At 65.8% G+C, this 17,787-nt stretch carries 2 protein-coding genes; both read right to left on the reverse strand.

The window, feature by feature from the left end; genetic code table 11:
* Positions 1 to 8: 8 nt before the first annotated feature.
* The gene (locus ACNJYD_RS25165; RefSeq protein WP_439363664.1) at positions 9 to 16,712 is read right to left on the reverse strand and encodes a leukotoxin LktA family filamentous adhesin; all 16,704 of its coding nucleotides are present in this window, start codon (positions 16,710 to 16,712) and stop codon (positions 9 to 11) included.
* A gap of 69 nt (positions 16,713 to 16,781) precedes the next feature.
* Positions 16,782 to 17,519 carry a hypothetical protein gene (locus tag ACNJYD_RS25170; protein ID WP_172784363.1) on the reverse strand — a complete coding sequence of 246 codons (738 nt, stop codon included), beginning with the start codon at positions 17,517 to 17,519 and terminating at the stop codon, positions 16,782 to 16,784.
* Between the last annotated feature and the right edge of the window lie 268 nt (positions 17,520 to 17,787).

Below are 17,787 nucleotides of genomic sequence, written 5' to 3' on the forward strand. Positions count from 1 at the left end.
CAAGCCCGTCACCATGCCTCCGCCAGGCGACCGATTGCCGGCTTCGCTGTTTCGATCGCCGCATCCTTCCAGCCCGGACGTCCCGCGCGCTGTCCCTTCTGGCGCAGCTTGCGCATGTCGCTGAGCCCTTCGATGTTGACGGCGGGGCCGGACCCGACCGCCTCGACCGGCCGGGGCGTCAGCAGCGCGTCGAGCCGCGCCTGGCCGGAGAGGCCGAGCAGGTAGAATGTGCCCCCGTCCTTCTTGGCGAGCCAGGTCTCGATGTTCTGGTTGCCCTCGCCGTCGACCGAGATGTTGCGCACCATGCTGGCGCCGGTGAAGACGTTGCAGCAGGCGTGACTCGGCCCGTAATTGGTCACCGTCGCCGAGACGTCGCCGGTATAGAACACCACATAGGCATTGCTGACATTGGCATTGCCGACCTGGCTCATCGTGAACACGCCGCCCGGCTGGTAGAGCTGGAGCGTCGGCCAATTGGACGGCGCCGGCGTGCGGTTGTTCAGGAGTATCTGCTGGGTGGCCGTGGTGAGCATGAGCTGGCCCGGCACATAGCCGTTCAGGATCGAGACAGCCGGCGCATCGGTCCAGAAGGTCGCATCCACCACCCTGAACTGGTTGATGATGATGTGGTCGGGGTCGATCGAGACGTCGGCGGACTTCGCGACGCCGCCGTTATAGCCGGTGATGTTCATGACCAGCGGGATTGCCGGCGTCGAGCGGATCTGCTCGCCCTTGACGTTGATCGTATCCGCCGCGAGGTCGAGCTCCTTCACGACGCTGACCCAGCCGATGGTCAGGTCACCCGGCGAGGTCATCTTGATGGTCCTGCCGCTGATCCTGTCGAGCGAGACCGGGCCCGCCGAGACGAAATGCGTGTCGCCGTTGGCGGAGATCGATCCGCCGCGGATCGCACCCGTATCGGAGCGCAGGTCGATGTCGCCGAAATCGCCCGGGATGCCGGTCGTGGTGAGCTGGTTGAAGACGATGTCGTTCACGGCGTGCAGGGTCTGCGTGCCGCCGCTGACAGCGGTGCCGACGGTGATCGCTCCGGCCGTCGCGGTGACGTCGAGCGTGCCGCCGACATTGAGATTGTCCCAGTGAACGACCGTGCCGCTGAGGACTGCATTGCCGGTCGAGGCCGTGAGGTTATGGCCGGTATTGGTGCCCGCCGCGATCAGCCGCGCCGAGCCATGGGCCGAAACCGAACCCTGTGTCGGCACGCCGCCCGAGATCACCGTCTGCGCGAGGATGAAGCCGTTGTCGGCGGTGACGTTGATGTTGCCGACGTCGCCGGCGATGCCGGTCGCCGTCAGTGCGTTGAAGGTGACATTGTCGCGGGCATGAGTGGTCTGCGTGCCGCCGCTCTGCGCGGTCTGGAAGATGATGCTGCCCTGGCTCGCCGTCGCAGCCAGCGTCGTTCCGACACTGAGAGCGTTCCAATCGATCGGGCCGCCGTTGGCCGTCAGCAGCCCCGAGCCGGTCGAGGCGGCGAGCGTGTTGCCGGTGATGGTCGTGGCGGCCAGCAGCGTCGCCGAGCCATGGGCCGAAACCGAGCCCAGCGTGGTCGAGCCGCCCGAGATCACCGTCTGCGCCAGGATGAAGCCGCTGTCGGCAGCGACGTTGATGTTGCCGGCATCGCCGCTATTGCCGGTTGCCGCGAGCGATTTGAACGTCACATTCTGGGTCGCGTGGATCGTCTGCGAGCCGCTGCTATAGGCGGTGCCGATGACGATGCTGCCGTTGTTCGCGACCGCGCTGAACCTGCCGCTCGCACCGGTTGCCGTGCCCGCCAGCACCTGATCGAGCGTCAGGCCACCGGTGCCGATGATGTCCACGCTGCCCTTCACTGCCGACAACAGGCTCGCCTCGGTGTCGGTGAGAACCTTGACGTAGATGTCGCCGGCGCTCGTGCTCGCCGACAGCCGCGCGGCACTGAGAATGAACCGGCTGGTCGCGTTGCCGATGCCGTTCGATGCGCTCAGCGACACCTCGGCGCCCGCGCCGGAGGCGACGAACTTGGTCCGGCCGTCGCCATTGTCGACGATCGCGCCGAGCGAGGCGACGCCGCCGGCGGTGACGATGATCGAGGGCGCGTTCGATGCTGCCGCGTAGGACAGCGACGAGTTCAGCTGGCCGATCGTCGCATCACCCGTGGTGGTCACCGAGATCAGTCCGGCCGCATGGATGGCCGAATAGGCGCCCATCGACAGCGTCGCCGCGACGAGCGTGACACCATCGGAGCTGCTGGTCGCAACCACCGGCGCCGCGCTGGTGCCGGCCGCAAAGGTCATGCCGCGGTTGGCGAGCAGCTGCATCAGGCCGCCGCTGGTGATGCTGGTGTTGAGCATGAGTGCACCGCGCGCTACGTTCAGCGTCAGCGCACCGCCGGCCGTCAGCGCCCCATAGGGGCCGCTCGTGCCGACCGCGAGATCGCCGGTCACGGCGAGGATGCTGAGATCGCCGATCGCCGAGCCGGTCACCGCGCCGGAGATGTTCATCTGCAGCGGCTGGAAGGTTGACCCATTGAAGCCAATGCTGCCGCCGGCGCGCAGATCGAGGTCGGTGCCAAGGATGTGGATCGCAGAGCGGTCCGTGAAGCCCGCCTCGGCGTAGATGCTGCCGGTCGCGGCGAGCTGGATCGCATTGCCGGCAGCGATGTTGCCGAGGATGAGATCGCCGGTGGTCTGTCTCACATAGATGCCCTGTGCCGACGAGACCTGGTCGAGCTGGTCGTTGCCAGGGTCGGCAAACGCGATCTGGAGCGCGTTGGCGTTGGCCGCGGGATTGCTTCCGGCGGCCCCGGGCGCGCCGACATTGCCGCGCTCGGCGATCAGGGTCAGGTTGGCGATATCGCCCGAGATCACGGCCCCGCCCGCATTGGCGGAAATGCTGTTCACGGCGTCGAGCTTGACGTCGCCGCGGCCGGTCACCTCGATGCCGTTGGCCTGCGCGGCCGTGATCGGGCCGTAGTTTGCGGTGACGCCGCCGAGCGCGAGGCTGTTCTTGCTGCCGAGATAGATGTTGGTCAGCGCCTTGGCCGAGATCGCGATCGGGTTGTCGACCACGACGAGGTTCTGCTGCGACAGGCTGACCGTATAGGTCGTGACGTGGGTCGTGGGATTCGTGACCGCGCCGACGGTGAGCTGGCCGGGACCGGCCGTCGCGAGCAAGCCCCTCTGCTCCGGCGTCAGCGACGAGGAATCCACGCTGGTGAAGGTGAAGGTCTGGGGCGCGGCCGAATTGCCGACCGAACCGCGCGGCGCATAGAGCATGATCTGGTTGGCGCTGACGTTCGCGATGACATTGTCGTCGATCGGCGGCGGAGCCGCGCCGACGGCCGACGACGACACGGTGTAAGCGAGTTGGCTCTGCGTCCACTGCGAGCCCGCGGTGATGATGCCGTAGACCCGTTCGGTCGACGCGAGCGTGTAACTGTAGCTCGCATTGTAGGCATTGAGCGCGGTCTGCAGCGCCGCGTTGCTGGGAAGGCGCTGATTGGCCGTCGAGACGCCCTCGAACAGCTTGGTGCACAGGGTCGACGACAGCGAGCTGCCGAACAGCGTCCCCAGTGGATCCGTGGGCGCGCTGCCGAGCAAGGTCGTCAGCGAGCTCTTGAGCTGGTCGGTGGTGATCTGGCCGAGCAGGAACTGATCCCGCAGGAACCGCGTCGTGGCCTCGGTCTTCATCTGCGTCGCCGTGACGCTGGCGGGATCGATGCCGAGCTTGGCCGCCACCTGCGCCCGCAGCACCGTCTGCCCCACCGAGGTCGGAGCGTAGGTGCTGCCGTTCGGGAATGCGATGTTCTTGAGCTGGAAGTAGTCGTTGTAGGCCGAGGTCACCATGGACTGGTAGCTGTTGACGGCGTTGGTGGCGGCGTTGCCGCTGAGCAGGTCAAGGCTGGCCCAGACGCCCTGCAGATGCTGGCTCTGCGCCGGGGTGAGACCGACCGCCGCCCGGCCGTTGAGGATGCTGGCCTGGTTGCCGTCGGAGCCGGCGGCTTCGAGGAAGACCGGGCCGCCGGTCGACTGCACCGTGCCGAGGCGCAGATCGCCCTTGGACTGGACGATGTAGGTGCCGGTGGCCGAAGCGCTGTCGAGAACACCGCCATCGACGGTGCCGTCGGTCTGCGTGGTGCCCGTCGCCTGGATCACCAGGGGATTGATGTTGGTCAGCGTGGACGCGCCGTTGACGACGGCGCTGGTCGCGCCGATCGCGCCGGCACTGGAGTTGATCTCGACATTCTTGCCGATCACGACCGGGGTGGCGACGTTGTAAGCGGCCGCCGAGTTGATGTCGCCGGTCGCGGAGATGAAGACGCTGCCCTGCGGCGCGCGGCCGGAGACGCCCGAATTGACGGCGACCTGGTTGATCGAGAGCGAGCCGACCGCCGCGATCGCGATGTCGCGATCGATCGACGTGGCGGTCAGGTTGCCGCCGTAGACCTGCACCTGGACGGGAACACCGTTTGCGCCGATCGAACCAATGCCGCCATCGGCCCGCAGCGTCACGTTCTTGCCCGAGATCATCGGGTTGTTCGCATTCGCCCCGGACGTGATGGCCGAATTGGCGCCGGTGGCGATCACCGTCGTCGACCCCGAAAGATTGTTGATCGGCCCGTTGATGACGATGCCGGAGTTCGAGCTGACATTGACCGTGCTCGCACCGCCGCCGCTGAACTGGATGTTGATCGGGTTCGACGCCTTGACCGTGTTGGTCAGCGTCAACGTCAGGTGATCGTAGATCTGCTGAAACCAGTCGAAATGAGCGTCCGCGCCACAGCACTTGCCAGCCCCGGTGTTGTAGCCAGCGTTATGATAGCTGCCGGTCGCCGTGACCACTTCCTGGAAGTTCGCAGTCTGCAATTGGCCGGTGTTGCCGCCCCCGCCCGTGGCCTGCATCACGTTCTCGACCAGGTTGATGGTGCGCGTCCAATTCTCTCCGGTCGCCGGATTCGGCGTGTAGTGCCAGCCATAGTCGAACTGCGTGCTGGTCACCGGACGATCGAGCGTCGCCGTGTCGACCCACTGGTAGTACATGTTGGGCTTCACGGTGTACTGGATGCCCGCTGTGCCGCTCATGCCGGCCAGCATCGAGCCGGTGTACGCGCTCGCGTTGACGCCGGCCGTCCGGTACATCGACACCTGCTGACTGCCCGCAGCGGAGGGATTGTAGACGTACCAGGTCGTCTGCTGCTGGAGCTGATCGACGATCTGGATCACGCTGGGCGCGCTGACGCCCGTGTTGATGGTGTTGGTGACGAGCTGGAGCCCGGTCGTATTGTTGACCGTGATCGAGCCGGCACCGCCCTTGACTGCGATCGTGCCCTGAGGCGTGCCGTCGGTCGAGGTCGAGATGATCTTGCCGTTCAGATAAACGTAGCCGCCCGAGCCCTGCACCACGCCATTGACGAGGATCTGGTCGGTCAGCGCGTTGTACCGCACTCCGATTTTGATATCGCTGCTCACCAGCGGCGCGGCGGCGGCCGTGATGTCGTAATAGCTGCCGTTCCGCGCGTTGGCCTGCGCCTGGGCGAAGGCCGCGCTGTTGCCCTTGAGGTCGTTGATGGCGGACAACGCGCCGCTGCCGATGTCGATCGAGTAATTGCTGCTCGTGCCGCTCTGGATCAGGCCGTTGACGTTGATGACACCCGCCGAGATGATGATCGCCTGTCCGAGGATGAAGGGCGCGTTCGCGGGATTCTGGTATCCCGAGGGCGTGGTTGAGGCCCAGTTCGTGATGGCGTTGGTGTTCGCGGTCCTCGGCGTGATCACATCATTCTGGATATTGACGACCTGGAAATAGGTTCCGCAACCATCACAATTGAACGGTGAGTAATACGTGTAGGTGCGGGTCGAGGTCGAACCGTCGGGGTTAGTAATAGTCACGTCGCGGGTTGTGTTGCTGAAGACGCCCTGGCCGGCATAGGTGTTGCGCTCCCACGGCGCGGTGACGATCGGTTGGACCGTCGGCCCTTCCATCGCCGCGAGCGTGGCGGTGCTGCCCACGCTGCCGCCGCCTCCGTTGGGCGTGCCGTTACCCGTCGGCAGGAAAATCGCCGAATAGAGCGACAGGCCGTCGTAATAGGTCATCAGCATGCGCGCGGTGAAGACCGTGCTGTTGGCGGCCGTTTGCTGAACGCCCGTGTTGCCGTCGACGCAGCAGTAGTAGAAATACGGGTGATTGCCGCCCGCGCCGATATGCGGGCTGTAGGCGTAATCGCCATAGGCCCCGAGGAAGGTCGCCGCTGCCATCACGGCCGTCAGCGTGTCGTTGCTCGCCGGCTTGTACTGGACGCCGGCCCATTGCGCGGTGACGTCGTGGTTGGAATTGTAGAAGCTGCCGATGCCGCCGAGGAAGATGAACGAGCCGTTTGGCGCCACCATCTGGATGGTCGCGGCATTGAGCGACTGCGACGCCACGACGCTGCCGAGTTGGCTGGTAATCTTGAGCAGACCGTTCTCGTTGCTGACGATGCCATCGAAGTAGATGTCGGGCTTGCGGGTCAACTGGTTGCCGTTGTCGTCGACGCCAAGCCCGGTGCTGGGATCGACCCGGTTGTAGGTCGCTGAGATGTCGATGATCGGCGTTGCGCTCGGCGTGGCGGTGAAGGTCACGTTGGAGTGCGAATCCGGGTCGACATGGTCGATCTGTCGGTAGGTGATGTTGCCGCCGGTCACAGTGGTAACCGTGAGGTTCGCAAAGTCCATGAAATCGAGGCCGCGGTTCTCGACCTTGATCATGGGCGAGCCTCGCGCGATGACCGCTGGCGCCGAATGACCGGCGAGGCTGTTTCCGGTCAGCTTCTGCGCCAGGATCGAGACATTGCCTGCTGACGCCAGCATGTCGCCGAAGGCAAAGGCGTTGCCGCCGGCATCGGAGGTATATGGCGCCTGCTGGATCAACGCGTTGATCTGACGCTGGATGTCGCCGGTCGGATCGGCCCCGGACGGCGTCATTGTGGCGGGATGTGTGGACGTCGACGCCGCCAGCGCGGTCCGGATTTGCGTATCGGTCAGGCCGGTCAGCGTGCCGAGCTGGTTGACGATGTTCTGGTAGGGATTGAAGCCGCCGACGATCGTGTACTGGACCGTCTGGTGGTTCCAGCTCTTTACCGGGCTGAAATGATCGACGTCGGCGACGTATTCAAGCGTGGATGACAGCGACGAGTACGGGCTCGTCGTGCTCAGGGTCGGCGCGCTTGCACCGAGATCGATCGTGATGAGCACGTCGCTGTTGATGCCCGCCACCACAAGGCCGTTGAGCGCGACGTCGCCGGTTCCGCTGGTGTGGCTGTGGTTGTCGCTGTTCTTGGCGCTGAAGATGTCGAGGTACGGATTGTAGTTGCTGCCGTTGCCGGACGCGGTGACCTGCCCCTGCGTCGCGCCCAGATAGATGTCGCGCACGCCGAGCACGCGCGAGCCGTCGGCCAGCGTCAGGCTGCTGTCGCCGCCCGCATTGGCCGTGCCGCGGTAGAGGGTCGAGATCGGAATGGCGGTGTTGTTGTAGACGACCGTCGTCGCCGTCGCCTGGATGCTGCTGAAGGTGATGGTGTCGCCCGACATGCCGGCGAAGATGTTGATGTCGCGCCAGGCCTGGATCGTCGTACCGCCGTCGACGGTGACGTCCTGGTCGGCGTGGACCCAGGTGTTGGTGCTGGCACCGACGCCGGCGATCGCGCCGTAGAGACTGGCGTTGGCGTTGTTGGACGCGGCCATCTTCGCAGCCGTGCCGATGAAGATCTTGCCGACGCTGAACAGCTCCCGGGCATGGATGTTGACGGCGAGCGTGGCGTTCGCCGTCATGTTGGACACGGCGCCGCCGCCGGCGAAGAAGCTGGCCGTGGCGAGGCTCGCCGTGTCCCTGGTGTTCAGCGTGTTGTAGGCCTCGATGTCGATCACGCCCGTCGACGTGCGCGGGTCACCGTTGAGGCTCAGGATCGTCCCGGCGCCGATATTGGTGGTGACGGTCTGGGTGACATGGGAATCGCTCAGCGCAGCCGCCCCCGAGAACGAGCCGCCGGAGCCCGAACGCGCGCCGCCGCCGGCCTGGTTCACGATGTCGTTGGAGATGACGACGATATCGCCGCCATCCGTGTTGATGATCAGATGCGTTCCGATCTCGGCGGTGGTGGTCGAGGTGACGTCATTCTGCGCCTTGCCGGCGGAGACGCCGGCCGTGGACGCCTGGTAGGCGTCGCCGTTGGCCGCATAGTTGGTGGTGTGCGTGGCCTTGACGCTGAGGCCGCCGAAATAGAGCGTGTCGTCGGTCGTACCGCCGTCGAACCGCGCATTGGTGACCGCGGTCGAGCTGGTCGTGGCGACCGCCGCGGCGCCGGCGTAGGTGCCGCCCGCACCGACCGTCGCGTTGGAGACGTTGGTATCCTTGCCCGTGGCGGTGATCTGAAGGATGCCGGTGTAGTTGGCATGGTTCAGGGTATCCATGTCCGCGGGCGCGCCGAGATAGGCGTAGGTGTGCGCGTTCGAGGACGTCTGCGCGACGGTCGCACCCAGCGCCAGGAACCCGGTCGAAAGGCCGGTCGCTTCCGCATATTGGGCGCTGTCGTTCTCGGCGGCGATGACCACGTCGGCATTGGGAAGCCGGATCCCGACTCCGCCATAGGCGCTGACCGTCGCGTTTTCCGACGCCCTCGCCAAGCTGCCCTGCGCGCCAATCAGCGAGCCGCCGCCACCGGCGAGCGCCTTGGCGTAGGTCGTCGTGCCATAGATCGTCGTCGTGGTTCCGTCGGTGTTGGTCTGCGTACCGATGATTGGGACGAGCGCCATCGCGGTCACGCCCAGCGCGCCGCCCGAGAAGACGGTGTTGTCGCCGACATCGGCCGTTACGGTGGCTCCGACCGTCGACTGGGCGATCGCGACGCCGACCGCACCGCCACCCACCGAGACGCCGATTGCCTCGCTCGACAGATTGGGCGTGATCGATGCCGTCACCAGGGTGCCGACACCCGTCGCGGACGTGGTGATCGAGGAACCAGTGCCGATCTCGGCGGTCACGCTCGAATTTTCGTGCGCCTCAGCGTCCGCGCCGACGCCGGCGAGGATGCCGGCGCCGAGCGCCGTTGCGGTCGTCGACAACGTGCCGGCTCCAGCCGCGCCCACCGCCAGCGTCGAGGCATTGACCGTGGCGTTGTCCAGGACCTTCGCCGCGACCGAGCTCGACCGTCCGGCCGTCGCCACCGAGGCGCCGACCGCCGCGGCTCCGGCAGTGACGCCGCCCGTGAAGACGACCTGGGTCGTGGAGTCCTGCGCCATGACGGCGACGCCGGTGCCGCCCGTGCCGGTGACCTGGCCGCCGAGCTGGGCCGTCACGGTGTTGGCGACGTTGCCGAACGCCACCGCCGCCTGGGCGCCGAAGTAAAGCGCCGCGCCGCCCGCGATCGCCTCGGTGTCGATGGTCTTGCCGGCATAAGGTCCGGTGTTGGCATCCCTGACGACCGCTGCAACCGTCACGGACGGCGCGGACACGATCGCGCTCAGATTGGCGAGCACGCTGCTGTTGACGCTGGTGTAGCCGATGCCGGCACCGATGCCGACGTTTTTCGCAAAGCCGGCGCCGAGCAGGTACATCTTGGCCGCATTGGCGCTGGTGGCGCCCACATTGATCTGCGTGCCCGTGACGTTGCCGCCGGCGATCTGCGCGGTGACGCCGTCATTGCCGCCGGTGAGCACGCTGCTGACGTTGTAGGTCGACGTCACGTTGGCGCTGTTGGGATTGCCGGCCGTCCCGCTCGCGACGGCGTTGCTGCCCTGCGCGGTGTTCGTCCTCGCGTTCACCGCGGCGATCGTGCCGTTGCCATTCTGGTTGAGCTGGCCGGTCTGCTGCCCCTGCGTATCGGGGTCGGCGGTATTGGTGCCGATGATGATGACACCGACGGTCGCACCGATGCCGACGCTGCCGCCGATGCCGGCCGTCACGGCGTAGGACAGCACTTCCTTGGTGCTGAGCGCATTGACGTTGATCGCGCCGGACGAATTCAGATTGCTGTTGCGGCTTTCCGCGATGGTCTGGCTCTTGAAGACGATGACGTTGGCCGCGGCTCCGACGCCGACCCCTGCCCCGCTGGCGCCGACCGCGAGCGCGCCGGCGATCTCCTTGATCGCCACGTCCTCGTTGGCGTTGATGGTGACCGCACCGGCCGCACCGCCGGTCACCGATTGCAGCGTGGTGTCGTAGACGCCGGCGATGGTGGTGTTGTTGGCGATCTCGATATTCGCCATGCCAGCGATCGCGGCCGTTCCCGTCGAGAGCGCGCCGCCGATCGCATAGGCCTCGAAGCGGTTCTTGGTCTTGGCCTGGACGTCGAGCGCGCCGCTCAGGTTGAGCGCGGTCGTGTGCGGTGTCGTGCCGCCATGATAGGCGAATTCGTCGCCGACATAGGCCTCGGTCCGGTTCGAGGAGACCTGCACCAGGAAGGCCGCGCCGATCGCGGCCTGGCTGCCATAGGCGCCCGAGCCGTTCGCGGAGAAGATGCCGGTGTTGTTGTTGGCGTTCACCGTCAGCGATGCCGCCGTCAGCGCGCCGCCGTCGACATAGGCTTCCGTCGTTGCCTGGAACACGTTCAACCCAACCGAGCCGGTGTTGAACCCGACCGCGATCGAGGACGCATCCTGCTCGGCATTGGCTTTCACCGTGACCGCACCGACGGTCGGGCTCGACGACTGCACTCCTCCGACCGTGGCATTGGTGATGGTGGCGAAGGTGCTGCGCGACATCGTCGTGCTGATGACGGTGGCGCCGCCACCGCCATTGCCGGTGGGCGGCACGATGCCGGCGCCGAACGCGCCGGAGTAGGAGAAGCTCGACGCGGCGACCACGATCTTCGGCGCCAATGTCGACGAGGTCAGGCGCGTGTCGATGGCGGCGCTGTCGATATACGCTCTCGTCGCCCCGCTCATCACGTTTGTGATCGGGTTGATCATGATGGCGATGCCGCTGCTCGCGGCAAGCGAGGCGACGTTGGTCACCACGGCTTGGTGCGAGCTCGCGACGACGGCAAGGCCGCGCGCGGTGTCCTGGTTCTCCGAGAGATCAGGTGTCGTGTCCGTCGGGGCATGGGCGGCGCCGAGATCGAAAGCATGGACCAGCGTGCCGTTGTTGACCGCCAGCGTGTCGGTCGAGCTGGTTCCGAGCGCATCGACCTTGGTGTTCACCCCGCTGATATAGGCCGCCGTGGTCCCGGTGATCTGGTTGGTCACCAGCGAGCCGGCAATGCCAGCCGCACCCTTGCTGATCGACAAGGCGCCGGCGAACACGGCCGCCTTGTCGTTGTTGCCGGCGATCACGCCGACATTGTTGGTAGCGGTGACGTCGGCGCCGTTGATGCCGTTGGTGCCGGCCGCGGTGATGCTGGCGGTGACGTTGGTGCCCATCAGATTGGTGGCGACCGAGCCTGCCAACCCCACCTGCGAGGACATCGCGACGCCGACGGCAACCGTCGAGATGCTGGCGTTCGAGTTCGCACCGATCGCGACGTTGCCCGAGGCGGTCAGCTTGGAGCCGGTGACGCCGGCGCTGACAGTGTTGGCGATGCTGCTGTTGACGAGCGCCAGGCCCGCGGCGCTGCCTTGCGTCGAGGCGCCCGCGACCGCGGCGGTTCCGGTGATGCTGGAGTTATCCGTCGCGGTGACGGACACGTTCCTGGCCGTGACGCTCGATTGCGTCGTGCTCGACTGGCTGTTGCCGATGGCCGCCGAAACAGTGTTGGAGATGCTGCTGATCGTGGTGCCGCCGACGCCCGCGAACTGACCGGTCGCAAGACCAAAGCCGATCGTGACCGCCTGGATCTTCGAGGAATCGACCGCGCTCACACTGACATTGCCGTTGCTGCCCGCCGACATCAGGACGTTGGCGATATAGGCCGAATGCGTGGTCGCGATGGTATTGTAGACGATCGAGGCGCCGACATTGTTCTTGCCGGCCTGAATCAGGCCAGCGACGGAGACGATGCTGGCGCCCGGACCGTTGCCTGTGCCGCCGTTGAGCGCAGCCGCGCTGAAGTCGATGCAGTTCTGCCCGCCCGTGCCGCCGGCGACCGTGCAGGTATCCGAGGCGAGAAGATTGTTGTTCGACTTCTTGACGAGGTTGCCGAGCGCCGTATCCAACGCCGACACGGCGCCGCTGTCCGCCAGCACCGTCACGCGGCCGACGTTGATGTTCACCGTCGCGCCGCTGCTGATATAGGCCGTCGTGGTCGGCGTGATCTCGCTGACCACGACCGCGCCCGCAAGCCCGTTGGACCCCGCCCCGCCCGACGCCGCACCGGCCGCAATCACGCTGGCGCTGTCGGCCATCACCAGCAGGGTGTCGTAGTTCGAGATCGAGCTGCTGCGGATATGCGCGTCGGTCGCGTTTCCGCCGGTGGGATCGCCGATCGAAGCATAGGTCAGCCCGATGCCCACGCCGGCCTGGCCACCCGATATATAGAGCGAGCCGCCGCCGATCGCGACGTTCGTGGTCTGGTAAGCATCGACCTCGAGCGCGCGGTTGACGCCGGACGACTGCCCCGTGATCGTCGAGCTCTCGATATAGGCGTTGGCACTGTCGGTGATGATGCCGACGGAAGCCGACAGCGAGGCCGCGTTGGATTTCGATCCCGCAACGCCGATCGCGACGACGGTTTCCGAGCCGCCGTTGAGCGCCTGCACCGTCACCGAACTCTGGTTGTTCACGGTGGTGCCGTAGATATAGGCGAGCGTCGTATTGTTGGACATCGCCGCCGCGATGGCGCCGCCGATCGCAGCGCCCTGAGCGGACGCTCCGGCCAGGTTGAGCGCCGCAGAGCCCGAACCGTTGCTGAGAATGGTGTCGTTGAGCGCCTGGACGATCGTATTGGTCGTGACAGCGGTGGCCGTGGTGTACTTGTTGACCGTCGTGTTCCTGATATAGGCGCTGGTGCCGAGCGAGACGTCGCTCACCGAGGAGCTTCCGGCGAGATCGATGCTGAAGCCGTCGGTGCTCGATCCCGACGTCGAGCCGATCTTGCTCGCGGCTGTCGTGACGCCGGCGGCCCCTCCGGTCGCGCCGGCCCCGGCGGCGCCCGCCTTGTCGGAGAAGCTGGATGCGGCCGGCTCGGAGATCGATGCCGCGACGGCAGCCGCGGTGATGCGCCCCGAGGTGGTCGCGCTGATCGTGAGATTGTCGACATTGACCGCGCCGCTCCCGCCGCTCGTGCCGGCGAACGGATCGTTGAAGTTGAACACGCCTGGGCGAATGTCGGAATGGTTGTCGCCGATATAGGCGGAGGTGTCGGTATTGGCTCCGAGATAAGCCACCGACAATCCGACTGCGGAGCCGCCGCCTCCATTCCGGCTCATCGCCCCGGACAGTGTCACCACCGACAGATCCTGCTGCGCCAGGATGCCCACGGTCGGAGCATAGACGGTGGCCTGGCTCGAGATCGACGCATGCGTCGTGTTGTTCAGGAAGCCGAGCGAGGTAATGCCGTTCAGCGCCAGCGCGCCCGCGGCCTTGCCGGACGACGGCGCGACGGCGACGAACTTGTCAGACGTGATCGCGTTGACGGCGATGTCGTCCGCCGCGCGGAGCGTCGCGCGGTCCGAAACGCCGGCAATGGTGTTGGTGTTGAACTGGACGAGATTGAGCGCACCACCGACAGAGGAGCCGCCCGAGGTGTTGCCGGTCAGGAAGCCGAGCGTGCCGACATTGCCGGCAGCGTCGATCGACGCCATGGTCGTGGTTGCCGCCACCTGGATGCTGGCGTTGTAGGTGTGGACGTCACCATTGTCCATCCCGGCCGCCCAGTTGCTGCCGCAGGTCGCGCTCGTGCATGTCGCCGTGAGGCTCGCACCACCCGCGACCCACGCCGTCGTGTTGTTGTTCACGACGAAATGGTTCAGCGAACCGGCGATGCCGATCGTGTCGCCGGCGTCCGCCGTCGCATTGGCGTAGCTGGTCAGAATGTTGCCGCCGACGCCGAGACTGCCGTTGAGGTGGCTCAGAGTCGCACCTAACCCGTCCCATTTCAGCCAGGTGTTGGTGATGGGCTGTTCGGTGGTGGCATCGACGGCGATGTTCGCCGCGTTGATCAGCGTACCGCTGCCGACATAGGCGTTCGAATTGTGGGTGAAATTGCCCCAGGCGACTGCCGCGCTGATGGCCGTGCTCTCGCCCGACACCACGTCCTTGGTGATCGCGCTGGCCGTCGCATTGCTGCGAACGCCGCGATCGATGACGTTGCTGGCGACGGCGACGTTGCCGCTGGCATAGATGCTCGGCGCGCCGCCGCTCGGATTCTGCGCGATCGCAGCGGTCGCGCTCTGGGTGCTGTTGGCCAGCGAGAGCGCACCTGCGGCCTTGAAATTGAAGTTCAGCGGCACCAGCGAGGACATGTGGTCCCGGATGATCGACGTCGGCGCGGTGACGGCGCGCAGTCCTCTCTCGATCGCCGCGATCAGCGCCGGCAGGCCCGCGATGGACGACGCCATCGTGGAATTGCTGGTCGTGTCGGACGTCGCCTCGACCAGTACGGAACCGTTCATCCGGTGAGCGGTATCGGTTCCGAGCGATGCGCCGAGCGTCGCGGTCACTGACGTCGTGATGTCGCTGATGGCGAACGCACCGCCGACGGCGCCGCTCGCCCCTAATCCGGGTGCCGCAACCGACGTTGCGCTGGTCGAGAAGGAATTGTTGTTGATCGCGCGCACCTTCAGCGTGCTGCCGCTCGTGTTCACGGTGCCGGCTGCGATATGCGCGCCGCTCTCGACGTTCGCGACCGTCGTCACCGATCCCTTGGAATAGGCCACGGTCGGGACGATCTGCGCGCTCGTCGATGCCGCGAGAGCAGAGATGGCAATGGTGGCGTCGTTGAGCGCCTTGATCTCGAGGTTGCCGCCGGCATTGACCGTCGCGCCCGAGGCAATGTTGGTCGTGGCGACCCCGTCGATCTTGCCCACAACCACACCGGCCGCGACCGGCGTGAGGCTGCCGAGCAAGGTGGACGCGATCGCCGGGTCCGAGGCGGTTTCCGATGCATGCGCGGAAATGGTGACATCGCCACGGCCGTTGATGTCGGCATGGCTGTTGATGTTGATGGTCGCGGTGGCGCTGGCGGCGACATAGCCGCCATTGAGGCCCAGCAGCGAGCCGGCAAGCGTCGAACCGACGAGCGCCAGGGCCCCGACTGGCGAACCGTCGAGGAAACTCGATACGGCGGTCGAGGTCGCGGTGATCGAGACGGTGCCCCCGGTGATCTTGCCGTCGACAATGATCGCCGTCGCCGCGGTGGCCTGGCCGGACAGCTTGATATCGCTCGCCGTTGCTCTCAGCGTCACATTGCCGTCGGTATAGGTGGTCCCGCCGAAATTGACCGACTGGGCCAGGATCTGCGCGCCATTCCTGATATCGATATTCGGCGCGTCGATGATGACGTTGTTGGCGTTCCCGGTCGAATGGCCGGATCCATCGAGCCGGCGGGCGTCGATCACCGCATGCGCGGCAAGCGTGATCGAATTGTCCGCCTGGATGAGGTAGTCGGCGCCGGCACTGAGCCCGGCGAGCGCATTCGCGATCGAGCTGTTCGAGAGCGTCACGCCGGTGTCGCCCTGGCTGGCGTCGCCGACCACCAGATCGATCGGATCGAACAGCAGCGTGCCGGCCTTGCCGTTCGGCGCGGTAAGGTTGACGGAAATGCCGCGGCCGACATCGATGATGCCGTTCGCGCTGAAATCGACTAGGCCCGCATTGCCGGTCTTCGCGCTGGCGTTGAACCTGGCCCCGCCCGCCACGGTCAGGTTCTGCGCCGCCTTCAGGCGGATCTCGCCGGCATCGCCGGACTTGCTCGCGATATTCAGCCTGGCGTTCCTGCCGATATCGATGTTGTTGCCGGCCTGCACCGTGATGTTGCTCGGCGTCGTGGTCTTGCTGCGCGCGGTCAGCCGGCCGTTGACCCTGGCGTTGTTGACGGCACCGATATGGATCGAGCCGTTGCTCACCGTAATGGCGCTGGCGCTGCGCAGGCCCTTGGAGTTGACCGAGGCCGCGAACTTGGCGGCATGGTCGAGATTGGCGATGTCGCGCTGGCTGGCGCCGCCAACATAGACGTTCTGCCCGGTCAGGCGCACGCCGTCCTGAGCGTTGATCCGGCCGTAGATGCGGATGTTGCCGTCCGGCGAGACCGGGAACGAGCCCGCCATGAGATTGCCGACGGCCGTGCCGTTGATCGCGCCTCCGGGACCGATCAGGCTGTCGGTGAACTCGCGCGTCGGCGTCGAGACGTTGAGGCTGCCGACATTGACCACGCCGCTGCGGCCGACCACGAACCCCTTGGGATCGGCGAAGTAGACGTTACCGCCGATCGCGCCGTTCATGTAGGAATTCAGCGTGCCGTTGATGTAGACTGGCGCGTCGCGAACGATGTTGACGAGGTTCTGCGTGCCGGTCGGCAGTTGCAGATTGACGGTGTTGCCCTGCCCGACGCTGAACTGCGAGAACGAGTTGAAGGCATTGTTGCCCGAGACCGTCGACGTCGTGACATTGGTGACGCTGCCGGAGGTCTGAAGGCTGGTTCCAGTCCGTCCGTCGGGAACGATGACGTTCGCGGTCTGCGCCTGCACGCGGACGCTGTACACCGGCAGGAAGACCATCTGCATCGCGCAGAGCAGCGACATCGAGCGGAACTGCGCAAGTCCGCGCAGGCCCCGTTCGTCAGTGTCTCGCCTCGCAGATAGCCCGCGCATTTCAGATCCTCTTCATCGGCATTGGCGCCGATCCACGACCTGGTGGGAGAATGTCGCGATCGTCTGGCATCAGAACTGGCCGGGCGGAAGCTTGAAGATGTCGGGGCTCTTGGCGTCGGCGACGTAGAACAGCAGCAGGCTGGTCGGCGTCAGCACGCGGTTGCTCTCCTTGGTCTCGAACGTGCCCTGGAGCAGCAGGATCACCGAGCGATCCTTGGCGTCGCTGCCGCGGAACATCACGATGCCGCCGGCGACGGGCATGTTGACCGCGATGGAGTCGGGCTTGAAGCCCTCGCCCATGAAATGGGCGCGCAGGATATTGGCGTTCGAGAAGAGCTTCTCCGGCGTCATCGCGGTGTCGGTCCCCTTCGACCAGACCGCGCCGACCTGGATCAGCGACTTCGACTTGTAGCCGAGCACGTAGGAGAGCTCGGCGGTGCCGCCGTTCGGCAGCAGCTCCGGAACGGACAGCAGAATGCTGTGCGTCAGCTCGGACGCGTTGTCCTGTGACCTGATGGCGTCGGGTTTGGCGTTGAAATCCTTGGTCATCGCCGCGCGCACGTCGGCCTCGTTCATGCCGAACTTGGCCGAGCGGAAGCCATCGATCGCCTTGATCTTGTCGTCGGCGACTGGCGTCTCGGCTGCAACCGCAGATGTCGCACCGGCAGCAACCGGCGTCCCGGCAGCACTGGCCTTGGGCGCCGGCGCCGCCTTCTGCTTCGGCACGGCGCCCTGGGCCGCGACCGGCCCGACTGCAACGGAGGTGAGTAGGCCGACGAGGGCCGGAATGAGATAGATTCTGCGCATCGAAAACCTTCGAAAAACCTGAAACAACGCTTCAAAAATCAGCAGCAGCGAAACCGGCTTCCCCGAACCGTCGTCGCAGCCGGACGGAAATTGTTGCAGCGCCGCAAGGCGTTACAAGTGTCACGGAGAAGACGAGATTCGAAACAGCGACTCCTTGGCAGCAAAGGCATACGGTATCGGGCTGCCAAACGCTGCGAATGAACATTCACAAGCGCATTTTTTGATCAATTGTGGTCACCAGCCTTTCGCGTTATGCAACCGCTTGGGG

It is taken from the genome of Bradyrhizobium sp. SPXBL-02 (assembly GCF_051853065.1).
In the GTDB taxonomy this organism is placed as follows: domain Bacteria; phylum Pseudomonadota; class Alphaproteobacteria; order Rhizobiales; family Xanthobacteraceae; genus Bradyrhizobium.